Annotated in this window: 22 protein-coding genes, 1 rRNA gene and 1 riboswitch; of the genes, 21 read left to right on the plus strand and 2 right to left on the minus strand. The window is 45.7% G+C overall.

From position 1 onward, the window contains the following. A 5S ribosomal RNA gene (rrf, locus tag ACE3K2_RS21905) occupies positions 1-98 on the plus strand; the annotation flags it as partial. 212 nt (positions 99-310) lie between these two features. Further along, positions 311-751, plus strand: coding sequence for a hypothetical protein (locus tag ACE3K2_RS21910; RefSeq protein ID WP_421895019.1), 441 nt, complete (start codon positions 311-313; stop codon positions 749-751). A gap of 591 nt (positions 752-1,342) precedes the next feature. On the opposite strand, the gene ACE3K2_RS21915 is transcribed toward ACE3K2_RS21910, so the two are convergent. Beyond that, on the minus strand, positions 1,343-1,867 hold the full coding sequence (locus ACE3K2_RS21915; protein ID WP_076216777.1) for a hypothetical protein: 525 nt from the start codon (positions 1,865-1,867) through the stop codon (positions 1,343-1,345). Positions 1,868-2,364: 497 nt separating this feature from the next. Here ACE3K2_RS21915 and ACE3K2_RS21920 point away from each other — a divergent pair, with 497 nt between their 5' ends. From ACE3K2_RS21920 to rsmI, 12 genes are all read left to right on the plus strand, one after another. Further along, entirely contained in the window at positions 2,365-2,550 is a 186-nt protein-coding gene (locus tag ACE3K2_RS21920) for a sigma factor G inhibitor Gin (protein ID WP_315939719.1), read from the plus strand. A gap of 254 nt (positions 2,551-2,804) precedes the next feature. After that, the gene (locus ACE3K2_RS21925; RefSeq protein ID WP_421895024.1) at positions 2,805-4,643 is read left to right on the plus strand and encodes an aminotransferase class I/II-fold pyridoxal phosphate-dependent enzyme; all 1,839 of its coding nucleotides are present in this window, start codon (positions 2,805-2,807) and stop codon (positions 4,641-4,643) included. A gap of 232 nt (positions 4,644-4,875) precedes the next feature. After that, a complete protein-coding gene (locus tag ACE3K2_RS21930; RefSeq protein WP_421895027.1) occupies positions 4,876-5,226 on the plus strand; it encodes a CidA/LrgA family protein in 351 nt (116 codons plus the stop codon). Continuing rightward, complete coding sequence (locus tag ACE3K2_RS21935) at positions 5,196-5,888, plus strand: LrgB family protein (protein ID WP_421895030.1); 693 nt, start codon at positions 5,196-5,198, stop codon at positions 5,886-5,888. Before ACE3K2_RS21930 ends, ACE3K2_RS21935 begins: the two co-directional genes overlap by 31 nt. Positions 5,889-6,104: 216 nt before the next feature. Next, on the plus strand, positions 6,105-6,752 hold the full coding sequence (tmk, locus tag ACE3K2_RS21940; protein ID WP_421895033.1) for a dTMP kinase: 648 nt from the start codon (positions 6,105-6,107) through the stop codon (positions 6,750-6,752). Positions 6,753-6,813: 61 nt separating this feature from the next. Then, positions 6,814-7,143: a cyclic-di-AMP receptor gene (locus ACE3K2_RS21945; protein ID WP_017691391.1), complete on the plus strand. Its 330-nt coding sequence runs from the start codon at positions 6,814-6,816 to the stop codon at positions 7,141-7,143. 348 nt (positions 7,144-7,491) lie between these two features. Continuing rightward, positions 7,492-7,935: a YaaR family protein gene (locus tag ACE3K2_RS21950; protein WP_017691389.1), complete on the plus strand. Its 444-nt coding sequence runs from the start codon at positions 7,492-7,494 to the stop codon at positions 7,933-7,935. A 9-nt stretch (positions 7,936-7,944) separates the two neighbouring features. Next, positions 7,945-8,916 carry a DNA polymerase III subunit delta' gene (gene holB, locus ACE3K2_RS21955; protein WP_421895038.1) on the plus strand — a complete coding sequence of 324 codons (972 nt, stop codon included), beginning with the start codon at positions 7,945-7,947 and terminating at the stop codon, positions 8,914-8,916. Positions 8,917-9,033: 117 nt separating this feature from the next. Further along, positions 9,034-9,834 carry a PSP1 domain-containing protein gene (locus tag ACE3K2_RS21960; RefSeq protein WP_053778939.1) on the plus strand — a complete coding sequence of 267 codons (801 nt, stop codon included), beginning with the start codon at positions 9,034-9,036 and terminating at the stop codon, positions 9,832-9,834. 28 nt (positions 9,835-9,862) lie between these two features. Beyond that, the gene (gene yabA / locus ACE3K2_RS21965) at positions 9,863-10,231 is read left to right on the plus strand and encodes a DNA replication initiation control protein YabA (RefSeq protein WP_017691386.1); all 369 of its coding nucleotides are present in this window, start codon (positions 9,863-9,865) and stop codon (positions 10,229-10,231) included. A gap of 95 nt (positions 10,232-10,326) precedes the next feature. Further along, entirely contained in the window at positions 10,327-11,106 is a 780-nt protein-coding gene (locus ACE3K2_RS21970; protein WP_421895042.1) for a tRNA1(Val) (adenine(37)-N6)-methyltransferase, read from the plus strand. Then, positions 11,107-11,991 (plus strand): 16S rRNA (cytidine(1402)-2'-O)-methyltransferase, encoded by an 885-nt coding sequence (gene rsmI / locus ACE3K2_RS21975; RefSeq protein ID WP_421895045.1) that lies wholly within the window; start codon positions 11,107-11,109, stop codon positions 11,989-11,991. It begins immediately after the preceding gene. Between the two features lie 185 nt (positions 11,992-12,176). Here the strand turns inward: rsmI and ACE3K2_RS21980 are convergent, their stop codons facing one another. After that, complete coding sequence (locus tag ACE3K2_RS21980; RefSeq protein ID WP_024633700.1) at positions 12,177-12,431, minus strand: AbrB/MazE/SpoVT family DNA-binding domain-containing protein; 255 nt, start codon at positions 12,429-12,431, stop codon at positions 12,177-12,179. A gap of 317 nt (positions 12,432-12,748) precedes the next feature. On the opposite strand from ACE3K2_RS21980, the gene ACE3K2_RS21985 reads away from it, so the two are divergent. From ACE3K2_RS21985 to veg, 7 genes are all read left to right on the plus strand, one after another. Then, positions 12,749-14,026: an HD domain-containing protein gene (locus tag ACE3K2_RS21985; protein ID WP_421895049.1), complete on the plus strand. Its 1,278-nt coding sequence runs from the start codon at positions 12,749-12,751 to the stop codon at positions 14,024-14,026. Positions 14,027-14,358: 332 nt separating this feature from the next. Continuing rightward, positions 14,359-15,129: a TatD family hydrolase gene (locus ACE3K2_RS21990; RefSeq protein WP_190945000.1), complete on the plus strand. Its 771-nt coding sequence runs from the start codon at positions 14,359-14,361 to the stop codon at positions 15,127-15,129. A gap of 241 nt (positions 15,130-15,370) precedes the next feature. Further along, positions 15,371-15,624, plus strand: a riboswitch (cyclic di-AMP (ydaO/yuaA leader). A 271-nt stretch (positions 15,625-15,895) separates the two neighbouring features. Next, positions 15,896-17,080 carry a ubiquitin-like domain-containing protein gene (locus tag ACE3K2_RS21995; RefSeq protein ID WP_421895053.1) on the plus strand — a complete coding sequence of 395 codons (1,185 nt, stop codon included), beginning with the start codon at positions 15,896-15,898 and terminating at the stop codon, positions 17,078-17,080. A 155-nt stretch (positions 17,081-17,235) separates the two neighbouring features. After that, positions 17,236-17,781, plus strand: a complete 546-nt coding sequence (gene rnmV / locus ACE3K2_RS22000) for a ribonuclease M5 (protein WP_017691379.1) — start codon at positions 17,236-17,238, stop codon at positions 17,779-17,781. Between the two features lie 4 nt (positions 17,782-17,785). Next, entirely contained in the window at positions 17,786-18,688 is a 903-nt protein-coding gene (gene rsmA / locus ACE3K2_RS22005; RefSeq protein ID WP_421895056.1) for a 16S rRNA (adenine(1518)-N(6)/adenine(1519)-N(6))-dimethyltransferase RsmA, read from the plus strand. 60 nt (positions 18,689-18,748) lie between these two features. Continuing rightward, positions 18,749-19,645, plus strand: a complete 897-nt coding sequence (gene yabG, locus ACE3K2_RS22010) for a sporulation peptidase YabG (protein WP_421895059.1) — start codon at positions 18,749-18,751, stop codon at positions 19,643-19,645. Positions 19,646-19,798: 153 nt separating this feature from the next. Beyond that, positions 19,799-20,074, plus strand: coding sequence for a biofilm formation stimulator Veg (gene veg / locus ACE3K2_RS22015; RefSeq protein WP_053778931.1), 276 nt, complete (start codon positions 19,799-19,801; stop codon positions 20,072-20,074). Positions 20,075-20,263: the final 189 nt, after the last annotated feature.

Raw genomic sequence — 20,263 nt, forward strand, 5'->3', positions numbered from 1 at the left:
GGGTTCCACACGTACCCATCCCGAACACGACCGTTAAGCCCTCTAGCGCCGATGGTACTTGGACCGCAGGGTCCTGGGAGAGTAGGACGCCGCCAAGCAAAGAACCACTGCCGATGTTATTCGGTGGTGGTTTTTATTTGTTTATAAGGATTAGAGATGACGAATTGAAGCTCTAAGATGATCGTTAAATGAAGGTAACATTTTTGTTACGGATAACAGCGGCAAAACCAGTATAATAGGACTATGTTAAATATGCTAAAAGTACCTGACCACAGAGCTGGAATGTGCAGCTGTGAAAAGGAGGGTGTGTGTGTTAAGTTGGCGGAGACTTGGACTACAATCAATTCTGTTGCTTTGTTTGACCGTTGTTCTGGCAGGATGCGGTGAAGCTTCAGGATCTGTATGGACTTCATATGAAGGTGCGGTGAACGAGAAGAGTTTCCCGGTGCCTAAAGTAGCGAATAAATCTGACCAGTCCGAGAACAATTCGGATATGGATTATGTTCGATATACGCTGTCTGGTATTAGTGAGAGTACTAGCTTGCCTGAGGTATATCTAGACGAGATTAAAAGCTGGGGTTGGACAGAGAGGCAAGCCAAGGGTACATCCAATGAATCCAGTACCTTGCGTGTATTTGCAAAGGAAGGGCATACTGTGCATTTAGCAGTACATGATGGATCCTTTACACTAATGGTTCCTAGAAATGATGCTACTCAAACGACAGTTAAATCATTGGATGAAGACGATTGAGTTGTCGCGTGTAAGATTGGATATGGAAATTAACACTGTGATGTTCCTTATATAGTAAAGCTCCCGTGTGCTTGATCGGGGGCTTTTTGTTATTTTACAAAGTAGGCATTCGTGATCGGATGACCTAAGGCGTAATGCAGGGGAGGTTATAAAGGTACAGAATATTAGGAGTAGATTGTCGTACAGGAAGGCGAGTATACGTGATTGAACTAGTATATAGGGGAGTGCCTGAGCTTTAAAGGTAGAGGACTAGAGATGAGACTGAGCAAGAGATCGAGATCGCTCAAAGGTGTAAGACCTACGAGATACCTGGGTGAGGAGACTATGGAACGACAGATGAAAAGAGGAGGAGAACGGTGCCTGATGTGGGGATAACTAATTTGACTATACCCATACTGTGGATAAGGGATAAGAAGGGGACGAAAAACAAAGGTTATCCACTGTGGATAACCTTTGTTTGAGCATGTGAGGCTGAGTCCACTGGACGATACGGGATCTTGTTTTTTTCCAACAAATATCCGAGGGGCTCAGGCCATTATGTATTACAGGTAAATGAGGTACAGATACTATTAAATGTATGAAGGACAATAATTATTGCAGATAGTATGAGACATCTTGTTCATTCAATTTGATGAGTCCATCTTTGCGTTCGCGGGAGAGTACCATTACAACATATAAGCGAGGACCCAGTAACCACAAATGCCAGAAGATCAGCGAGAGGGTGAAGGACAAAGGCGACCATATCAAACATACTGTAATGATACATAGTCCAATCCAGCTCATGTTAAGGTGTACCCGGACAAACATACGGAAGCTGAAATGCTGATCAGGGATATAACCCAACCAAGGCATACGCAGATTCCAGCGCCACCGTTTGGCGTAAGAGGTACGGACCAGAAGTAATATCGTTCTGGCGATGACATAATGAATCCAGATGGTGATTGGGCCTGCCAGTACAAAAAAGAAGAGGCCAGTCCAGGAGAATGCAAGTAGATTGAATAAGAGCATGATGACCGGCAGGCACAGATAACTATAGATGACACTGCGGGCGATAGCCTTTTTTTTCAAGAGCCGGTATTGATAAAATGTTGCTTTATTCTCCGGTTCGGCGATCATACGATTATATATCCTCCTTCAAATTCACGTTTGTGTGGGATAGGTATTCGTTTTTCTTATACGTGTAAAAGGGAATGAATCATGTATGTATATATGAACCTTGTATCTCACGCCATGACGAATGTACAAGATATTGAGATTCGACAGAGCTTATCTCAGTATACTCTCGAATGCATGGACTGTCAGGCTTTGATATCGTTATCATGTATTATATATCGGCTGCGATTCCAAGTTTTTTTAAGTAATTTGAATATAAGTTTTGAGCCAGACTAAGGGATGCGTGATTTTAAGGAAAATGCGATGGATGTAGGATAACTATGTAGACATGATTGGAGGAAGGCTCATGATAAGAAGAATGGATGTATTTTTCGGTACAGACACCCTAGAGGGGGCGGGCGAATATATATATTTTATAGAAAGAAAGCACTATGAAAATGTATAAAATAATAGAAACTGTGCAATACTGATAGTAAACGTAAAACAAGGTGGGATGGTTCATGGAAGAACATGCCGAACACACATGTATTATCTGCGAGCAAAGAAAAAAAGAAGGCATTTTTATTGTATCTGAATTCATATGTGACACTTGTGAAGCAGAAATGGTTCATACCGATGCGCAGGATGCCAAGTACAATTATTTTATTCATCAAATGAAGCAAATTTGGGTACAAAAAAACGCATAAATGAATACAGCTAATAGAAGTAGAAGCGAAACATCACATTGTAACGATGCTGATGTGTGTAGAGGCCCAATGGGCCTTTTTCTGTTTTTACGAGAGATAGTCTTGTCTGCCATTTAAGGAAGGCGTATGCTGATATAATGATATAAAAAAATTGCAGTAGCGCGTGTGGAGTTGGGGAAGAAGGGCGTCCTTAGATTAGGAAGCATTTTGGAACGTATCGGACGCACATTATATATGTACAGGATGGTTATTTCATGGATTATAAAACTAAATCAAGTAGAGCCCCTTTATATGAAGCGTTGCTTGCGTATCGTGATTCGAAGCAGCGTTCTTTTCATGTGCCTGGGCATAAGAATGGACAAGCCTACCGACAGTTGGTGGAAGAAGAAGCAGAAGCAGGACAACCAGGACAAAATCATGTTAAGGAGATTATTAATGAGGAATGTCAGCACAACGGAGAGATTCAAAGTGATACAGGTAGAAATGTTAACCGAAGGCTAGAGCGATTCAGTTCAGTGAAGAAACATGGGGATGACATGGGAAGTAGGGAACGACTCAGCGATGAAGGGACTCATTCGGGAATAGGGTTGGTACCGGATCGTTCATTCCTGGAGATGATGGAGATGGATGTTACAGAGATTACGGGCACTGATGACTTGCATCATCCGGAAGGTGTGATTCGGGAAGCGCAGGAGCTTGCAGCAGATTGTTTTGGAGCTGAGGAAAGTTTCTTCCTTGTGGGAGGCAGTACGGCCGGTAATCTGTCCTTATTGCTTACCGTATGTGATGAGGTGAACAGTATTGTGCTGGTGCAACGGAATGTACACAAATCCGTTATTCACGGATTAATGCTGGCCGGCGCAAGAGCTGTATTTCTGGAGCCGTGGGTCGATCCTGCGTCTGGACTTGCGGTCATGCCGTCGGTGGAGACGGTTCAGGCTGCTGTCCAGTCTTATCCTGAGGCAAAGGGAGTACTAGTCACGTTGCCCAATTATTACGGCATGGGCGCTGATCTGACGCCCATAGCCGAGGTGTGCCACGCCGCTGGCATGCCATTGCTCGTGGATGAAGCGCATGGCGCGCATTATGGGCAGCATCCGGAACTGCCTGTCTCTGCACTGTCATGCGGAGCAGACGGTGTTGTGCAGTCGACGCATAAGATGCTGACGGCCTTCACCATGGGTGCCATGCTGCACATTCAGGGACCACGGTTAAACCGGTCCCTGTTAAGGCAGCGCCTGGCCATGGTGCAAAGCTCAAGCCCATCATACCCGGTGATGGCTTCGCTCGATCTGGCGCGCCGGCTGCTGCACGTGCAGGGCGCGGACACATTCACGGCGGGACTCGCCGCCGTGAATGCCTTTAAGCGCGGTCTCGCAGAGCTGCCGCGCTTCCAGTTGCTGCAGTCTGCACAGCCGCTGCAGCCAGAACCGCCAGCCGGAACAGCGAAGCCGGCTGGCATGTCCGTGTCCGCTGCGCAGCAGACACGGGAGGGCCTTAACGTGGCGGCGATGACATCTGCCGCGGGGTATACCGCTCAGGACCCATTCAAGGCCGTCATCTATGACGGCGCAGGGGTGCTGAGCGGTTATGGGCTACAGCAGCAGCTGGAAGCATGCGGCTGTGTGCCCGAGATGAGCGACGAACGGTACGTCGTCTTGCTCTTCAGCCTGGGCTCAACGGTGCAAGATGCTCAGCACTTGTTGCAGGCTTTACACCATATCAGCTCTGCCGATGGGCATGAGCAGGTCCAATCCAATGCAGCGCCATCACATCAGCTCGCTAAAGATTCTGCGCATTATATTTCCACGTGGAACAATTTACAAGAAAACACTGGTTACTCCGAACCGATCTCCTTCACACTGCAACCAATTGTGGAGACGGATACGATCAATGTTCCGATAGAAGAAAGTGCGGGCTGTCGATCAGCTGAGATGGTAGTCCCGTATCCTCCAGGCATTCCGCTTGTATATCCGGGTGAACGCCTAAGTTCATCGATGGTGAAACGTATACAACTCCTACGGGATGAAGGAGCAAAGTTTCACGGGGTATCAGATGTATCTCTACAGGTATTGAAAGTCATGAAGGATTGAAAGATACGCATAGAAGTCTGAATTGCATTTACCAAAGGTAGTTTGCGACAGTACGGATAGTGATGCCGGGCCCTACACATGTGAGGGTCTCTTGGTCATTAATCTACTTGCTAGTTCAACTTATAATGATAGACATAAGAAAGAAGGGAACACTTTGGGTATTCCGCTAAAAAAATATACAGGAATAGTCCTGCAAGTTCTGTTGATGTACGGTTTTTATTGGATTGGGAACTTGATTAAAGCTATATTACATTTGCCGTTAACAGGCAGTATTGTGGGCATGCTGGTATTGTTTATTACCATTCAACTGGGATGGATCAAAATGAGCTGGGGAGAAGAAGGGTCGACGTGGCTTCAATCTCATCTGCAATTGTTGTTTATCCCGCCAACTGTGGGCATTATGAATCATTTTGATTTTTTTAGAGCCAACACATTGTTATTGGTTATTGGTTTGATCGTGAGCACATTAGTCACATGTCTGATATCTGCCAAATTAAGTGAGTGGCTCATGACATGGAGATCGTCTCAATCAGGTATAAAGGAGGCGATCACTTGTCAGCATTCATCCTCGGAATTGGAATGATCGCGCTAACCATCGCTGTATATATTCCAGCCAGTCGTCTATATAAAAGGCTGAAATGGCCGATACTTATGCCTGTACTCACAACAACTGCCATAATGATCCTGATCTTGGTGATTTCCAGTATAAAGCTGGATACTTACATGCTGGGTGGCAGATGGATACAGGAGCTCCTGGGACCAGCAGTTGTATCTCTCGCTTTTCCCCTGTCCAGACATCTGCATGTGCTGAAACAAAATATTATTCCAATTGTGGGTGGAACGATCGGAGGTAGTATTACAGGTGTCTCCACAGGTGCCTTAATCGCCATTCTGCTTGGTTATCCTCAAGAGATGGTCATCGCTTTATTGCCGAAGTCCGTGACCACTCCTGTTGCTATTCAACTTGCTAATCAGGTTGGAGGGAATGCCTCATTCACATCGCTGTTTGTGATGATTGCAGGATTCTCCGGGATATTACTAGGGCCGATGCTCTTGAAATGGGCCAAAGTCCGCAGTAAACATGCCTATGGAATTGGACTGGGTTCAGCATCTCATGCCCTCGGCATGGCAAGGTCTTTTGAATATGGAGAGAATGCAGTAACCCTCAGTTCAGTATCCATGATTGTTAGTGCCATTGCCGGATCAATTATGCTTCCATTATGGGTATGGATCATCTACGGTTGAACGTGTTACTTTGTTGTTCATGTTGGAGTAACCGCTGACCTATAGTATTATAGAAAGAAACAAGCTTGTATGATCTTGGTTTTATTATTACGTACCGATATAGCTGTAGCTATACACCTCTGGGCGGGGGAGATCATATCCTGTAGCAAGAGGGTCTAAGCATATTCACTACAGCAGCAATAGATGCAATTATCGACATAGAAAGCAGGGAAGCATATGCAGGGCAGAGGTAAATTCATTACGCTGGAAGGGGGAGAGGGTTCCGGTAAAACAACGATGATTGGTAGAATAGGTTCTTATTTTGAAGAACGGGGTATACCTTACGTAGTTACGCGAGAGCCTGGCGGAATTGAGATTGCGGAGAAAATACGTTCCATTATCCTGGACCCTCTTCATACGGCTATGGATGCTCGAACCGAAGCGCTATTATATGCAGCTGCACGCAGCCAGCATCTGGCGGAGAAGGTAGAACCTGCGCTGAGAGCTGGGAAAGCAGTCATCTGTGACCGATTTGTCGATAGCAGTCTGGTCTATCAAGGATATGCCCGTGGACTCGGGATAGAGAATGTATGGGCCATTAATCGCTTTGCGATCGGGGATCTCATGCCGGATGTGACCTTGTATCTGGACATCGAGCCTGAAGTGGGCCTTGCACGGATTAACGCTCATGATGGCCGCGAAGTGAACCGTTTGGATCTGGAGAACCTGGAATTTCACCGTAAAGTGCGAGAGGGTTACTTCCTATTAAAAGAGCAGTTCCCGGAACGAATCAGAGTTATCGATGCTTCCATGAAGCAGGAGGATGTTTTGACAGCGATGATTTTGTCGCTGGAGACAGGGATTTTGAAGGATTTTGACGAGTAATTGTCTAATATATAGACAGGGCATTTAATAAAGGTGCTTATTCTAAAGGAGGTTATGCAGGATGAAACTGATTGTTGCGATTATACAGGATAAAGACAGCAACCGATTATCCAGCGCATTGGTCAAAGCAAACTTTCGGGCAACGAAGTTGGCCAGTACGGGTGGATTTTTGAAGGCAGGCAACACGACGTTTATGATCGGTGTCGATGATGGTCAAGTCGAGTCCGTTATGAACGTCATTCGCAGCAGCTGTAAGGTTCGTGAACAGCTCGTGACTCCGGTCACACCGATGAGTGGAACAACCGACTCTTACCTGCCGCTACCTGTTGAAGTTCAAGTAGGTGGAGCTACTGTATTTGTTCTCCCGGTAGATCGCTTCGAACATTTCTAATTTAAACTTTTTGCATGGATCCCATGAGGGTCTTTCATGATGATTGATAGCATGTTGGAAACGATGGAAGCAAGAAGATTTAAATGGAATTCGTGCGTGCTGCGTAATGGAACCACCTTTCTTGATCAGAAGAATTGGCACATTCTTTCCGGGTGAGCATTTCCTAGCTGGGGAATGCTCATCCGGAAAGAGGTTGACTACAAACAACAAGTCCTTGATGGTGATGAGTATCTACCATTATATATAGAGTGTGATCAGCACATATACAAGCCTCATCCTCACGCACAGGCGCAACGCGCACTGTGCTGATGGGCGATTGGCTAACTATGATAGAAAGCGGGCGTATCCATGAAAATCAATCCTGGATTCAGACCGATTCAGAGCGGGATCAGTTCTACTGATTCAGGTTCCAAACCGGTTCAATCCAAAAATTTCTCTGATATGATGAACCACCAGGGGGAACGGGCCTCACAAGCTGAACTGAATCGCCGGTTTAGTGAAATCCAGCTTCAGGGCGATCGCTTGGCACGTTCCATGACGATTCGTGAACTGAAGGCGTACAAGCAACTTGTTAAAAGGTTCCTGGAAGAGACCGTTCGTCGCGGTGTATCCATGAAAGAGACAAGGGGTTGGGATCGTCGTGGCAGAGGCAAGCGTTATAAGCTGATTGATGAAATTGACTCCGCTCTGTTATCCATGGCTGATGAATTGCTGGATACAGAAGAAGGAAAAATCTCTCTATTACAACAAGTAGGCGAAATTCGGGGGATGCTTATTAATTTAAGCTTCTGAGGAGGAAGTATGTCCTTTCAACAGATTATGGGTCAACAAGCGGCCAAGCAAATGTTACAAAGCAGTTTGAGACGTCACGCAATAAGCCACGCGTATCTGTTTAGCGGTCCAGCTGGTAGCGGGCAACAGAAGACGGCAATTACCTTTGCCAAGGCAATATTCTGTACAGAGCTTGAAGATGATGCGTGCGGGCAGTGTCTTGAATGTCGTAAGGTGGAGCATGGTAACCATCCGGATCTAACCATGCTTGCACCAGATGGAAACAACATTAAAATAGATCAAATCCGGGATCTGCAGCGTATCTTTTCATACCGATCAGAGGCAGGCCATCCCAAAGTATATATTATAGAACAAGCCGAGAAAATGACGGTGCAGGCAGCAAACAGTTTGCTCAAATTTCTGGAGGAACCGCAGGTACCAGCAGTCGGCATTCTGATTACAGATAATGGACAGGCCATGTTGCCTACGATTCGTTCCCGTTCCCAATTGGTGCCGTTCAGCGCACTGAATCCGGAAGAGATGCTGCAATCACTAATTGAGGAAGGGCACCCTGCCAATCTGGCTCGCTCTGCCGTCCATTTAGCGTCAGGATTGGAAGCATGTAGAGAAATTCTCCAGCAGAATTGGTTTGCAGAAATTAGAAACGTAATGTTACAATTAGGGAAGGAGTCCCTGGGTAGAGGAAGTACATCATTGATCTCTGCACAGCAGAAGCTTTTTAAAACCGGACTCTCTGAACATCTGGACATGTTACTTAGTTTGTTCCATCTATGGTTTAGGGACATGCTATATGTTCAGTACGATAGGCATGAACATATCGTTTTTATAGATCAGTTAGACATGTTATCTCAGTTGGCACATACCCGCAGCACAGAGCAGTGGGTCTCCTATATGGATATGGCCGCAGCATGCAGAAAAAAATTGCGTTTCAACGTCAATGGCCAGCTTTGTCTGGAGCAATTTTTGATCGGTTTGGCATAAGACTGGGAGAGGGATATGTTAGTTCCAATCATATGCAAACGGTTATAACTTCGGCCGGTTCCCTAAGAAGACGGGGCTTCAGACGAAGTGGGGTTGGCTTACAAGGGGGTTAATTTTTTGTACAGTGTAGTGGGTGTCCGTTTCAAAAAAGCGGGCAAAATTTATTACTTCGATCCCCTAGACCTTCCCATTGAGAAAGAAAACTGCGTTATCGTGGAGACAGCGCGGGGGGTAGAGTACGGTAAGGTTGTTGTTGGTAAGAAGGAAGTGGGCGAGTCCGATGTGGTGTTGCCGCTGAAGAAAGTCATCCGCGTTGCGGGCGAGACCGATGCCCGTGTGGTTGATGAAAATAAGCGTGCAGCGAAGGAAGCATTCGGTACTTGTTTAAATAAAATCAAAGACCATGGCCTCAAAATGAAGCTGGTCGATGTGGAATTTACGTTTGATCGCAATAAAATCATATTTTATTTTACAGCTGAAGGAAGAGTCGATTTCCGGGAGCTGGTCAAGGATCTGGCAAGCATATTCCGGACACGAATCGAGCTGAGACAGATTGGTGTACGTGATGAAGCGAAGATGCTTGGCGGTATCGGACCTTGCGGCCGTGTATTGTGTTGTTCTTCCTGGCTGGGAGACTTTGAGCCGGTATCAATCAAGATGGCTAAAGATCAGAGCCTGTCACTGAATCCGACGAAAATTTCAGGGTTGTGCGGAAGACTCATGTGCTGTCTGAAATTTGAGCATGATAACTATGAAAGTGTGAGAGAAGAACTGCCAGCTGTAGGCAAATTGGTCGTCACCTCATTGGGTGAAGGAAAAGTTGTCGGAATTAATGCCGGTAGCCGCACAGTCCATGTTCAACTGTTCGACATCAGTAAAGTCAAAGAACTTCCGCTGGATGACGTCGTTATCAAGTAAACCATAAAGGTTGCTTCGGGGTGGAAACTTGGAAAAGAAAAATCTGTTTACGCACATTCATGAAATGGAAACCCAACTGGGTCAGTTGCACGGTGATTTAGGAGAGTTAAAAATGATTGTGAAGGAGCTGCTTGAGGATAATCAGCGGCTTACCATCGAGAATGAGCAGTTACGCAAACTGCTCAAACGTGAGGCACCAGCAGATCTGCCGATCTCCTCAGCACTCGCTCCCGTAGCAAGACCAGCAGGTCCGGCTACAGGTGAAGATGTTGTGGGTGAAGGCTATGATAATCTGGCCCGGTTGTATCACGAAGGCTTCCATATCTGCAACGTCTATTATGGACATCTGCGGACGGAAGGCGATTGTCTGTTCTGCCTGTCTTTTTTGAATAAATGAAGTGACCGTAGGGATCCCCTACGGTTTTTTTTCAAGGTTACAAACTTAAATGTAATGAAGATGAGATATAGAGTACCGGAGGATGAGCGTAATATATGAAAGCAAATGAAGTTGTGTTACATGAGTCAGAGCGGATTGATGATCTGCTCTCTCATGATTTAAGAATCATTCAGAGTGATGAAGTGTTCAGTTTTTCGATGGATGCGGTATTATTAGCCCGATTTGCTTCCGTACCTAAACGGGGTCGTATACTTGATTTGTGTACAGGTAACGGGGTGGTTCCCATTCTGCTTACAACGCGTACGCAGGCTAGTCTGGAGGGGATCGAGATTCAGCCTCGTTTGGCTGATATGGCTCGTCGCAGCGTACAATTAAATGCACTGGATGAATCGATTATGATTCGTGAAGGTGATTTGCGGGAACTGGTGAAAGAAACGGGACATGCTGTATTCGATGCAATAACGGTTAACCCCCCATATATGCCCCTGAATGGCAGTGACCTCAAAATGAACACACATCAGGCAATGGCACGTCATGAGATCGGATGTACGCTGGAAGAAGTGATCCAGGCTTGCAGTCGCCTTGTACGTAATGGCGGCAAAGTATCGATGGTTCATCGTCCACAGCGACTTGCAGAGATTATCTCCCTCATGCGTGAGTATAAGCTGGAGCCAAAACGGATTCGGATGGTACATCCCCGTGCTCATCTGGAAGCTAACATGGTATTAATTGAAGGCATGAAAGATGGTAAACCTGAAGTAAGGATGCTTCCTCCACTCATTGTCTACAATGAAGAGGGGAAATATTGCGAAGAGATTATGGATATTTACTATGGCCAGCAGCATACTGAGCGTACTACGAAAGGAGGACTATAGATGACTTTGCATATTCAGAAAAGCTATGCGGAGCAGCTTGAAGGATCAGGCAAGCTGTATCTGGTTGGAACACCCATTGGTAATCTGGAGGACATGACCTTCCGAGCGATCAAGACATTGCAGAGTTGTGACATCATTGCAGCAGAGGACACACGCCAGACCCGAAAGCTGCTTACCCATTTTGAAATTACACCTTCGATGCTGTTTAGTTATCATGAGCATAATAAGGGGGCGAGTGGACCTGAACTGATACGCTATATAATAGAAGGAAAAAATTTGGCACTCGTCAGTGATGCCGGTCTACCGGCCATTTCCGACCCTGGTTCCGACCTTGTACAGCTTGCACTGGCAGCTGGAATAACGGTCATTCCCATCCCTGGACCCAATGCTGCCTTGTCTGCTCTGATCGTGTCCGGATTACCGACGGAGCGTTTCACATTCGGCGGTTTTTTGCCGCGGGAGAAAAAGGACATGCGAAAAGTGCTGGAGGCTTTTGACGAATCCAACGGGACTTTGTTATTTTATGAATCACCTCACCGTATTCGAAAAACATTAGTCCACCTCGAAGAGATTCTGGGTGATCGCTCGATTGTCCTGGCTCGTGAACTAACCAAGCGTCATGAGGAATTCGCAAGGGGCACTGTGAAGGAATGTATAGACTGGCTTGAAGAGCATCCACCTCTTGGCGAGTACTGTTTGCTGGTAGAAGGGATTAAGGAAGAGGAGCGTAAGGCTGAGCGCGAAGCATGGTGGCAGCTGATGTCACTCGCGGATCATGTCAGCCATTATGAGGGTGAAGGATATAATCGCAAAGATGCGATGAAAAAAACGGCGACCGATCGTGGTCTGACGAAGCGGGATGTATATAATGCGTTAATTGAGTAGCCAATCTAACCATATATGTTCTGTTATGGGGAACATAACCTGAAAAGAACCTTATACAACATTAAGGAACCCATAACAGGGCAAAAAAATACCTTCCGCGGTGGGGTTCACACCGGGAAGGCCATTAAGGAATATTAAAAAGGTTAGAAATAACAATGTAATAAGTCCAGTATACCTGGTTGTTCTTATTTTGTCACAGGTGCAGGGATTTCGGAAATACATTCGTTACAAACAATTTTACCTTTGAAGTAAGTAACATTCTCTGCATTACCACAGAAGATACAAGCAGGCTCATATTTTTTCAACATGATGCGCTCGCCGTCAACATAGATTTCCAGAGCATCTTTTTCACCAATACCGAGCGTACGGCGCAATTCAATTGGAATAACTACCCGTCCCAGTTCGTCCACTTTTCTTACAATACCTGTTGATTTCATCATTATAATCAGTGCTCCTCTCAGCTAACTATCATTGTCATTATTCGACATTATTTTATGTTTTATGATACCCATCATACCAACGATTCCCAAAACAGTCAACCTTAAAATTAGCTTAAAATTAAGGCTGTTTTTCACAAGGTTACTGGTGGTAAGGGATTGGTAGCCGTTTTTCGCATTTAAACAACAATGTCAGCTTTGTCGATTTGGAAAACGACAAAATTACCTTATTCGACAAAGTTCGTCATGGCGTGTCGAATCTTAGATGAATCGTAGAGTCCAAAGCGTTAATATAAAAGAAATTAAAGGAGTGAGTCGACATGGAACAACGTTTAACGGAAGAGAAAGTATTCAAAGATCCGGTACATAATTATATCCACGTGCAAGATCCGGTTATATGGCAGTTAATTAACACGCCGGAATTTCAGCGTTTACGCCGGATTCGTCAACTAGGTACTTCTTACCTTACCTTTCACGGAGCAGAGCATAGTCGGTTCTCACATTCACTAGGTGTTTATGAGATCACACGTAAGATCATCTCTCAGTTTGAAAGAAGTCATTATTCGGATTGGCCGAAGGAAGAAAAGATTGTAGCTCTGTGCGCAGCTCTACTTCATGATCTCGGGCATGGGCCATTCTCTCACTCCATCGAGGAAGCTTTTGACATGAATCACGAAGATTGGACTTGTCGCATTATTACAGGTGATACCGAAGTAGGGGCGATCTTAAGACGGTATGCTCCTGATTTTCCTGAGAAAGTCGCGTCTGTCATTCAAAAAACGTACGAAAAGCCAATTGTGGTGAATTTGGTGACCAGCCCGCTTGATGCAGACCGAATGGACTATTTGCTCAGGGATGCTTATTTTACAGGTGTAAATTACGGCACGATTGACCTTGATCGCATCCTTCGGATGCTGCGTCCCTATCATGGACGGATTGTAGTCAAGGAGTCAGGCATGCATGCTGTGGAGGATTACCTCATGTCTCGGTACCAGATGTATTGGCAGATTTACTTCCATCCGGTAACTCGTAGTTCTGAAATTATATTGCGGCAAATATTCAAGCGAGCGAAAATGCTCATACAGCATGGTTTTCAATTTCGCTTCATGATTGATCCACTCCCTCAATTATTTGGAGGAGAATTATCCGTAGATGAATATTTGCAGTTGGATGAAGCATTAATTCAGACGGCATTTACGCAGTGGCGCAAGGAGGACGATACTGTTCTGAGTGAGTTATGCGAACGTTTCATGGATCGCAAGTTATATAAGTATGTAGAGCTTGAACAGGTCGACTTGACAATGATGGAAGAGATTCGGGAAGCTTTTGTACAGGCAGGGCTCGATCCCGAATATGATCTTGAAATTGATTTTCCTTCGGATAATCCGTATGATGTGTTTCGTCCGGATGAATCCACAGATAAGCAGATTCTTCTTCTGGATCGACAGGACAATTTACGTGAGTTGTCAGAAGTATCTGACATTGTCCGTTCCATCAGTGGGCTTCACCGAGGGAAACATCATTTGTATTACCCGCAAAACAAGGTGGATGCGATTATTCATGAATTACCGTCACATATACGCCCCTATTTCTTGTAATCGTCTGGATGTAATCCGATGAAGAATTTCGATATCAAAACACTTTCTAAAAGAGCTATTTTTCATGATACAGTAATCTGCTTTAATGGGGAGTATATGTAGATCGACATAATTTTGTAAATGCAAGCAGGTAGAATGAGCACAATCAGCAAGATATAGATGAGAATATCCGTATATCTTCTATATATTGTAGTTGTGAAGAAACAAACGGAATGAGGTAATACACAGATTACCCAAAATATTTTTTGTGTGAGTCCATGAGTTATTGAATTTTACAAATTGAATTTTCAACAGGAGATAGTCGTTATTTCGACATGAAGGGAGATACAAACATGATGCTGTTCGACACACATACACATCTGGATGCACCACAATTCGACGAGGACCGCGAGGACATGATTCAGCGTGCGGTGGATGCAGGAGTTGGTCGCATGATCAACATTGGCTTTAACCGGGAGACGATTCCAACGACAATGAAACTCGCTGAAACGTATGACTTTATCTATGCGGCTGTAGGGTGGCACCCCGTAGATGCGATTACAATGCAGGAGGGCGATTTGGAGTGGATTGCATCTTTATGCAAGCATGAAAAAGTGGTTGCCATCGGTGAGATTGGATTGGATTATCACTGGGATACTTCACCGAAGGAAATACAGCATCGCGTATTACGACAACAAATTGCTTTGGCGCGTGAAGTGAACATGCCGATTGTCATCCATAATCGGGATGCACATGAGGATATCATAAGAATTTTGCGTGAAGAGAAGGCGGGTGAAGTTGGTGGTGTAATGCACTCGTTCTCGGGCAGCTGGGAAACAGCGAAAAGTTGTCTCGATATGGGCTTCCATCTCTCCTTCGGAGGACCGATCACATTCAAAAATGCAAAACAGCCCAAAGAGGTGCTCGCGAAGGTTCCGATGGACCGGTTTTTCATTGAAACAGATGCGCCATATTTGACACCTCACCCATATCGTGGGAAACGAAATGAGACAGCGCATGTACGTCTGGTTGCAGAGGCAGCTGCGGAAATTAAAGGCATTTCGGTGGAGGAAATTGCTGCAATAACCACCAAAAATGCCATGGAACGATTTGGAATTCGTTAAAAAAACGAGCAAATGAGGTGAAAAAGGCAGGTAAGCGGAGTTAATTTGCCCTTTGATCCAAATAAATCAAGAATATTACAATATTTTAACCAAATATTCAGAAAAACGTACTTGATCAACGCTTTACAACATGCATCAAAACAGGATATCATCTTTTCAGTGAATTGTTGTGCGGAAAATTGGACAGATGTTCGGGGGATGAACAAAGGGACACTTTCCGATGAAACAACATTACTTTCATGAATCAGTCTCGCTGAGTCTCCGTTAACGGAGAGCGGGGGAACCAATAGGGCTTAAACATCGGTATATTTGGCCGATGCGCAACGTTCGCTGACCCAAAAGCAGCGAAGGGAACTGCGAAGCCGTATTTGATTTCTTCTTTGGGTCTCGGGGTGAATTCAAGGGCATCCGCCATGAGCGGGTGACCCAAGATAGGGCGGCTCTCTTTCGCCCGAACCCGACAGCTAACCTCGCAAGCGGAAAAAGAGAGGCAACCTCGTGCATGAATTTCCGATATTCAAAATCATTCGGAAGCCACGAAAGAGTTCCTCTTACACTCTTTCTTTGGCTTTTTTGTTTTTGAATAAAAGAAATATTGTCATCATACGGTAGGTATTCAGGAGGATGACATCATGTTGCGAAGATTGATTCATGGTGCAGAACCGGTCATATGGTCTGATCTGTGTTCTGTAGAAAATTTGGTATAGTCACGTCAAAGACATCATGCATTACTTTAGACGGCGAGGCTATGAAGGAGGACGGAGAAGTGGGCACATTCCAACCAGAAGAGACCCATGAGTCACGATCATCCAGTAAGTCTTTCGCGTTGCGGTGGAAGCATGAGAACATGCGTCAAATGGCATTGATCGCGATTTTCTCAATTGCGCTTACAATCATGATCTTGTTAGTCGTTTACGGTCAGGCCGGGAAACAAATTTCACTGGTTATTGACGGCAAAGCTCAGGTGGTAGAGACTCGTACAGGAATGCTTCAGGAAATGCTGGAGGAGCAGTCAATCACAGTCAGCCCTCACGATAAGGTATCCATGTCCATGAACGGGGCGATTACAGATGGAGACCGAATCGTTATTGAGCGGGCCGTTCCAGTCAACATTACGGCAGACGGAGACACCAAGACTCTGTATACAACGGATTCATCGGTAGAAGATGCAATTCAAAAATCAGGTATTCAAGTTGAGCGTAATGATAAAGTGTATCCGGCGCTTGGAACTGCTATCAAAGCGGATATGAAGATCCGTGTAGTGCGCGTAACAAAGCGTACAGTGGAGGTAGAGCAACCAATCGCTTACAAAGTCATTAAAACGGCTGACCCTAGCTTATACAAAGGGGATAACCGGGTCGTTGTAAACGGCAAAGAAGGCACACTTGTACAGCATATCGAAAAGGTATTTCAGGATGGAGAATTGGTCTCCAAAAAAATGGTCGGCAAATCTGTCGCGAATAATCGTGTAGATAAAGTGATCGCTGTCGGCACCAAAGCAAAACCGGTCGTGAAAGAACCTGAGATTCAGACCGTATCGGCTCAAACTTCAACAACCAAAAAGGCTACAACAACGAACTCGAAGAAAACATCTGCCTCGGGCAGCAAAGTAATTACCGTATCCGGGACTTCTTTTAAATACTCCAAAGTACTTAAAAATGTATCCATGACGGCCTACTCTTCCGAAGAGCCTGGCATTGGAACTAAAACAGCTTCCGGTACTCGTGTAACGGAAGGACGCACCATTGCGGTTGATCCCAAGGTCATTCCAATTGGCTGGTGGGTGTATATCGAAGGTCTGGGATTCCGTCGTGCGGAAGATACAGGCGGTGCCATTAAAGGCAACAAAATTGATGTATATTATGACAGTGTGAAGCATGCCCTGAATTTTGGACGCAAGAAAGGCAAGACGGTCTACGTGATCGGTCCGGTGAAGCCGGAAGCGAACTAAAATCGTTTTACTTTGAAATGGGAATGCTATAAAATAGTTGCATGAATGATTCATGCGGAATATGCGGCGGAGGGGTCTGAATTCAGTCTCCCCCGCCGTTTGGCAGAGAAGAGGATATTCCTCTTCTTTTTGCGTTAGAAAGGAAGAAATGGAACATGATAAAAGAAGTCATTGTGGTGGAAGGCCGTGATGATACGGTAGCCATCCGTCGGGCCGTGGAAGCCGATACCATAGAAACAGGCGGATCAGCCATCAACCAACGCATTCTGAAGCGGATTGCGCTTGCTCAGGAGAGACGGGGAGTCATTGTACTGACAGATCCGGATCATGCCGGCGAACGCATTCGTAAAATTATTGCAAATAAGGTCCCTGGCTGCAAGCATGCCTTCATTCCGGAAGCCGATGCAACCCGCAAAGGGGACATTGGGGTGGAGAATGCCTCACCGGAGGCGATCCGTCATGCTCTGGCACGTGTACATACTTCATACGAAGGTGCTCCGAGCCTGATCGATTGGGAGGACCTGATCGCGGCAGGACTTATCGTACATCCACAGGCGGCTGCACGTCGCATGGAGATGGGTAACCTGCTGGGTATCGGATATTGTAACGGGAAGCAGTTCCACAAACGTCTCAGTGTATTTCAGATTACACGGGAAGAGTTCTCTACAGCATTAGCGCAAATTGAACGTGAAGGATTGTGAGCATATGAAGGACATGGAAGAGACGATAGAAATTGCAACGCCCAAACGAACCAAAGAGATTATTCAAAGACACGGATTCTCATTTAAAAAAAGTCTGGGTCAGAATTTTTTGATCGATCAAAATATACTGAACAAAATTGTGAATGCAGCCGATTTGGACGAGTCCAAGGGTGCGTTAGAGATCGGGCCGGGTATTGGAGCCCTCACGGAACGACTCGCTCGGGTAGCTGGTCCTGTCACAGCTGTAGAGATCGATCAGCGTTTGATCCCCATCCTGGGAGAAGTGATGCAGCCTTATTCGAATGTACGTGTTCATCATGGAGATGTGTTGAAGCTGGATCTGGCTGAGTTGTTTAATACGGATTTTGCATCCGTGGACAAAGTCAGTGTTGTGGCTAACCTGCCTTATTATGTAACGACTCCAATCATGATGAAACTGCTGGAAGAGAAGCTGCCGGTAGACAGCATTGTGGTCATGATCCAAAAAGAAGTGGCTGAACGGATGGCGGCTGCACCGGGATCAAAAGATTACGGCAGTCTGAGCATCGCAGTTCAGTACTACAGTGTGCCGGAGCTTGTGTGTATTGTGCCTCCTACAGTCTTCATTCCGCAACCTAATGTGGAATCAGCTGTCATTAAGCTGAAAGTGCGTGAGCAACCACCAGTGGAGATTCCGGACGAAGCACATTACTTCGAAGTGGTACAGGCTTCTTTTGCCCAGCGAAGAAAAACAATCTCGAACAACCTGAAAGCACGCTTCTTCACGAAGGAGAACCGGGAACAGGCAGACATTCTGCTGGAGCAGGCAGGTATTCAACCATCCCGACGCGGAGAAACGTTAAGTCTGCAGGAGTATGCTACACTCAGCACCGTAATGTGGGAAGCAGGGGTACGCGCAGCGCTATAAAATTCGAATGAACCAAACCGGGTCTCTGCCCATACGATGGGGGTAGAGGTGATTACGTTGATGAATATCGGAGACTTGGTCGTTCGGAAGTCATACGGCGGCGATGTGACTTTTCGGGTGGAAGGCCTCCAGTTGGATGCTGCGGTCATTAAAGGGACTGAGTTCCGGCTGATTGCCGATTCCCCGGTGGACGATTTGATACAGGTTCCTTACGAACCACAAAGCGCCAAGACCAGACAGGCGCATATTAAAGCACATCAGACTCTGTCCCGTCTGCAGCAGAATCGTATGGAACAGGCTGAGCGGAATCGTGAAGGTCTGGTACAGGATTGGTCTGCTCAGCAGGAACCGGCTTATTTTGAAATGCCTGGAAAGGTGCTTCATCTGGATGGAGATCCGAACTATTTGAAAAAAAGTATGGATCTTTATGAGCAACTTCGTGTGCCCGCAGAGGGACAATATGTCCACGAATCGGCAATGGCAGATACCTTATATCGGTTATTACCCAAAGTACGTCCGGATATCGTGGTCATTACGGGTCATGATGGGGTGTTAAAGACACGTCAGCCCTATGACTTATATAGTCTTGGTAGCTATAAGAACTCGCAAAATTTTGTGGCGGCCATTCAGGTGGCCAGACAATATGAACGTCATCTGGACGCACTCACGATTGTGGCAGGGGCCTGTCAGTCCCATTTTGAGGCACTGCTGCGCGCTGGAGCGAACTTTGCCAGTTCTCCAGGCAGAATTCTGATTCATGCACTTGATCCGGTCTATGTGGCAGCCAAGGCCTCTTTTACCTCTGTGCGGGATACGGTCAACATGAGTGATGTTCTGCACAATACCATCAGTGGTAGCCAAGGTGTGGGTGGTGTCGAGACACGGGGGAGTTACCGGGTAGGTCTGCCGGGGCTGAATGATTTATCCACACTAAAAGTGAACCCGTCGGCAGTCTGATGTAGGCCATTTAAAGTCCCAATTTGGGGCTTTTTTTGTTTGCAAAAAAATTCATTGACAACAACTTTTTGATGCTGATATAATAATTAGTTTTGATTTGACAATGACTGTAAAATCCGGTATAATGGACAAGAAAAGAGGTGGTCGTCGACAATGGCTAAAAACACGCTGTTGGATATCAAACGCAATCTCGATGCACATATTGGTCAGAAAATTATGCTGCGGGCTAATGGTGGCCGCCGTAAGACCATTGAGCGTACGGGTGTATTGGAAGAAACGTACCCTTCTGTTTTTATTGTTAAGCTTGATGAGGAGCAAGAAACCTTCAAGCGAGTATCTTATAGTTATGCGGATATACTTACGGAATCGGTGGAAGTCATGGTTTTTGACCCGGGCAGCCAGACGCATAGCTCCTATATGGAGACGTAAGTATCGTTGTACAGGCGATTCACCTCACGGGTGGATCGCTTTTTTATATTTTCTTTTTCGGTAAATCATCCGTTTATCTTCAAAACTAACCCATACATACTCAGGAATGAGCGAGGAACGGTCGCGGCATACTATATAGACAGGTATAGAGACAGTTTCTTAAGCAATGCAGGAAACTGAATTTGGCCT

It is taken from the genome of Paenibacillus sp. (assembly GCF_048976745.1).
GTDB lineage: Bacteria > Bacillota > Bacilli > Paenibacillales > Paenibacillaceae > Paenibacillus.

What these genes read in the sequence shown, in the direction of transcription:
- ACE3K2_RS21970 (WP_421895042.1), top strand. Translation starts at nt 10,327, where the DNA reads ATGAAAGCAAATGAAGTTGTGTTACATGAGTCAGAGCGGATTGATGAT.
- tmk (WP_421895033.1), top strand. Translation starts at nt 6,105, where the DNA reads ATGCAGGGCAGAGGTAAATTCATTACGCTGGAAGGGGGAGAGGGTTCC.
- rsmA (WP_421895056.1), top strand. Translation starts at nt 17,786, where the DNA reads ATGAAGGACATGGAAGAGACGATAGAAATTGCAACGCCCAAACGAACC.
- ACE3K2_RS21990 (WP_190945000.1), top strand. Translation starts at nt 14,359, where the DNA reads ATGATGCTGTTCGACACACATACACATCTGGATGCACCACAATTCGAC.
- ACE3K2_RS21945 (WP_017691391.1), top strand. Translation starts at nt 6,814, where the DNA reads ATGAAACTGATTGTTGCGATTATACAGGATAAAGACAGCAACCGATTA.
- yabG (WP_421895059.1), top strand. Translation starts at nt 18,749, where the DNA reads ATGAATATCGGAGACTTGGTCGTTCGGAAGTCATACGGCGGCGATGTG.
- holB (WP_421895038.1), top strand. Translation starts at nt 7,945, where the DNA reads ATGTCCTTTCAACAGATTATGGGTCAACAAGCGGCCAAGCAAATGTTA.
- ACE3K2_RS21925 (WP_421895024.1), top strand. Translation starts at nt 2,805, where the DNA reads ATGGATTATAAAACTAAATCAAGTAGAGCCCCTTTATATGAAGCGTTG.
- ACE3K2_RS21985 (WP_421895049.1), top strand. Translation starts at nt 12,749, where the DNA reads ATGGAACAACGTTTAACGGAAGAGAAAGTATTCAAAGATCCGGTACAT.
- ACE3K2_RS21980 (WP_024633700.1), bottom strand. Translation starts at nt 12,431, where the DNA reads ATGATGAAATCAACAGGTATTGTAAGAAAAGTGGACGAACTGGGACGG.
- ACE3K2_RS21950 (WP_017691389.1), top strand. Translation starts at nt 7,492, where the DNA reads ATGAAAATCAATCCTGGATTCAGACCGATTCAGAGCGGGATCAGTTCT.
- ACE3K2_RS21920 (WP_315939719.1), top strand. Translation starts at nt 2,365, where the DNA reads ATGGAAGAACATGCCGAACACACATGTATTATCTGCGAGCAAAGAAAA.
- veg (WP_053778931.1), top strand. Translation starts at nt 19,799, where the DNA reads ATGGCTAAAAACACGCTGTTGGATATCAAACGCAATCTCGATGCACAT.
- rsmI (WP_421895045.1), top strand. Translation starts at nt 11,107, where the DNA reads ATGACTTTGCATATTCAGAAAAGCTATGCGGAGCAGCTTGAAGGATCA.
- rnmV (WP_017691379.1), top strand. Translation starts at nt 17,236, where the DNA reads ATGATAAAAGAAGTCATTGTGGTGGAAGGCCGTGATGATACGGTAGCC.
- ACE3K2_RS21915 (WP_076216777.1), bottom strand. Translation starts at nt 1,867, where the DNA reads ATGATCGCCGAACCGGAGAATAAAGCAACATTTTATCAATACCGGCTC.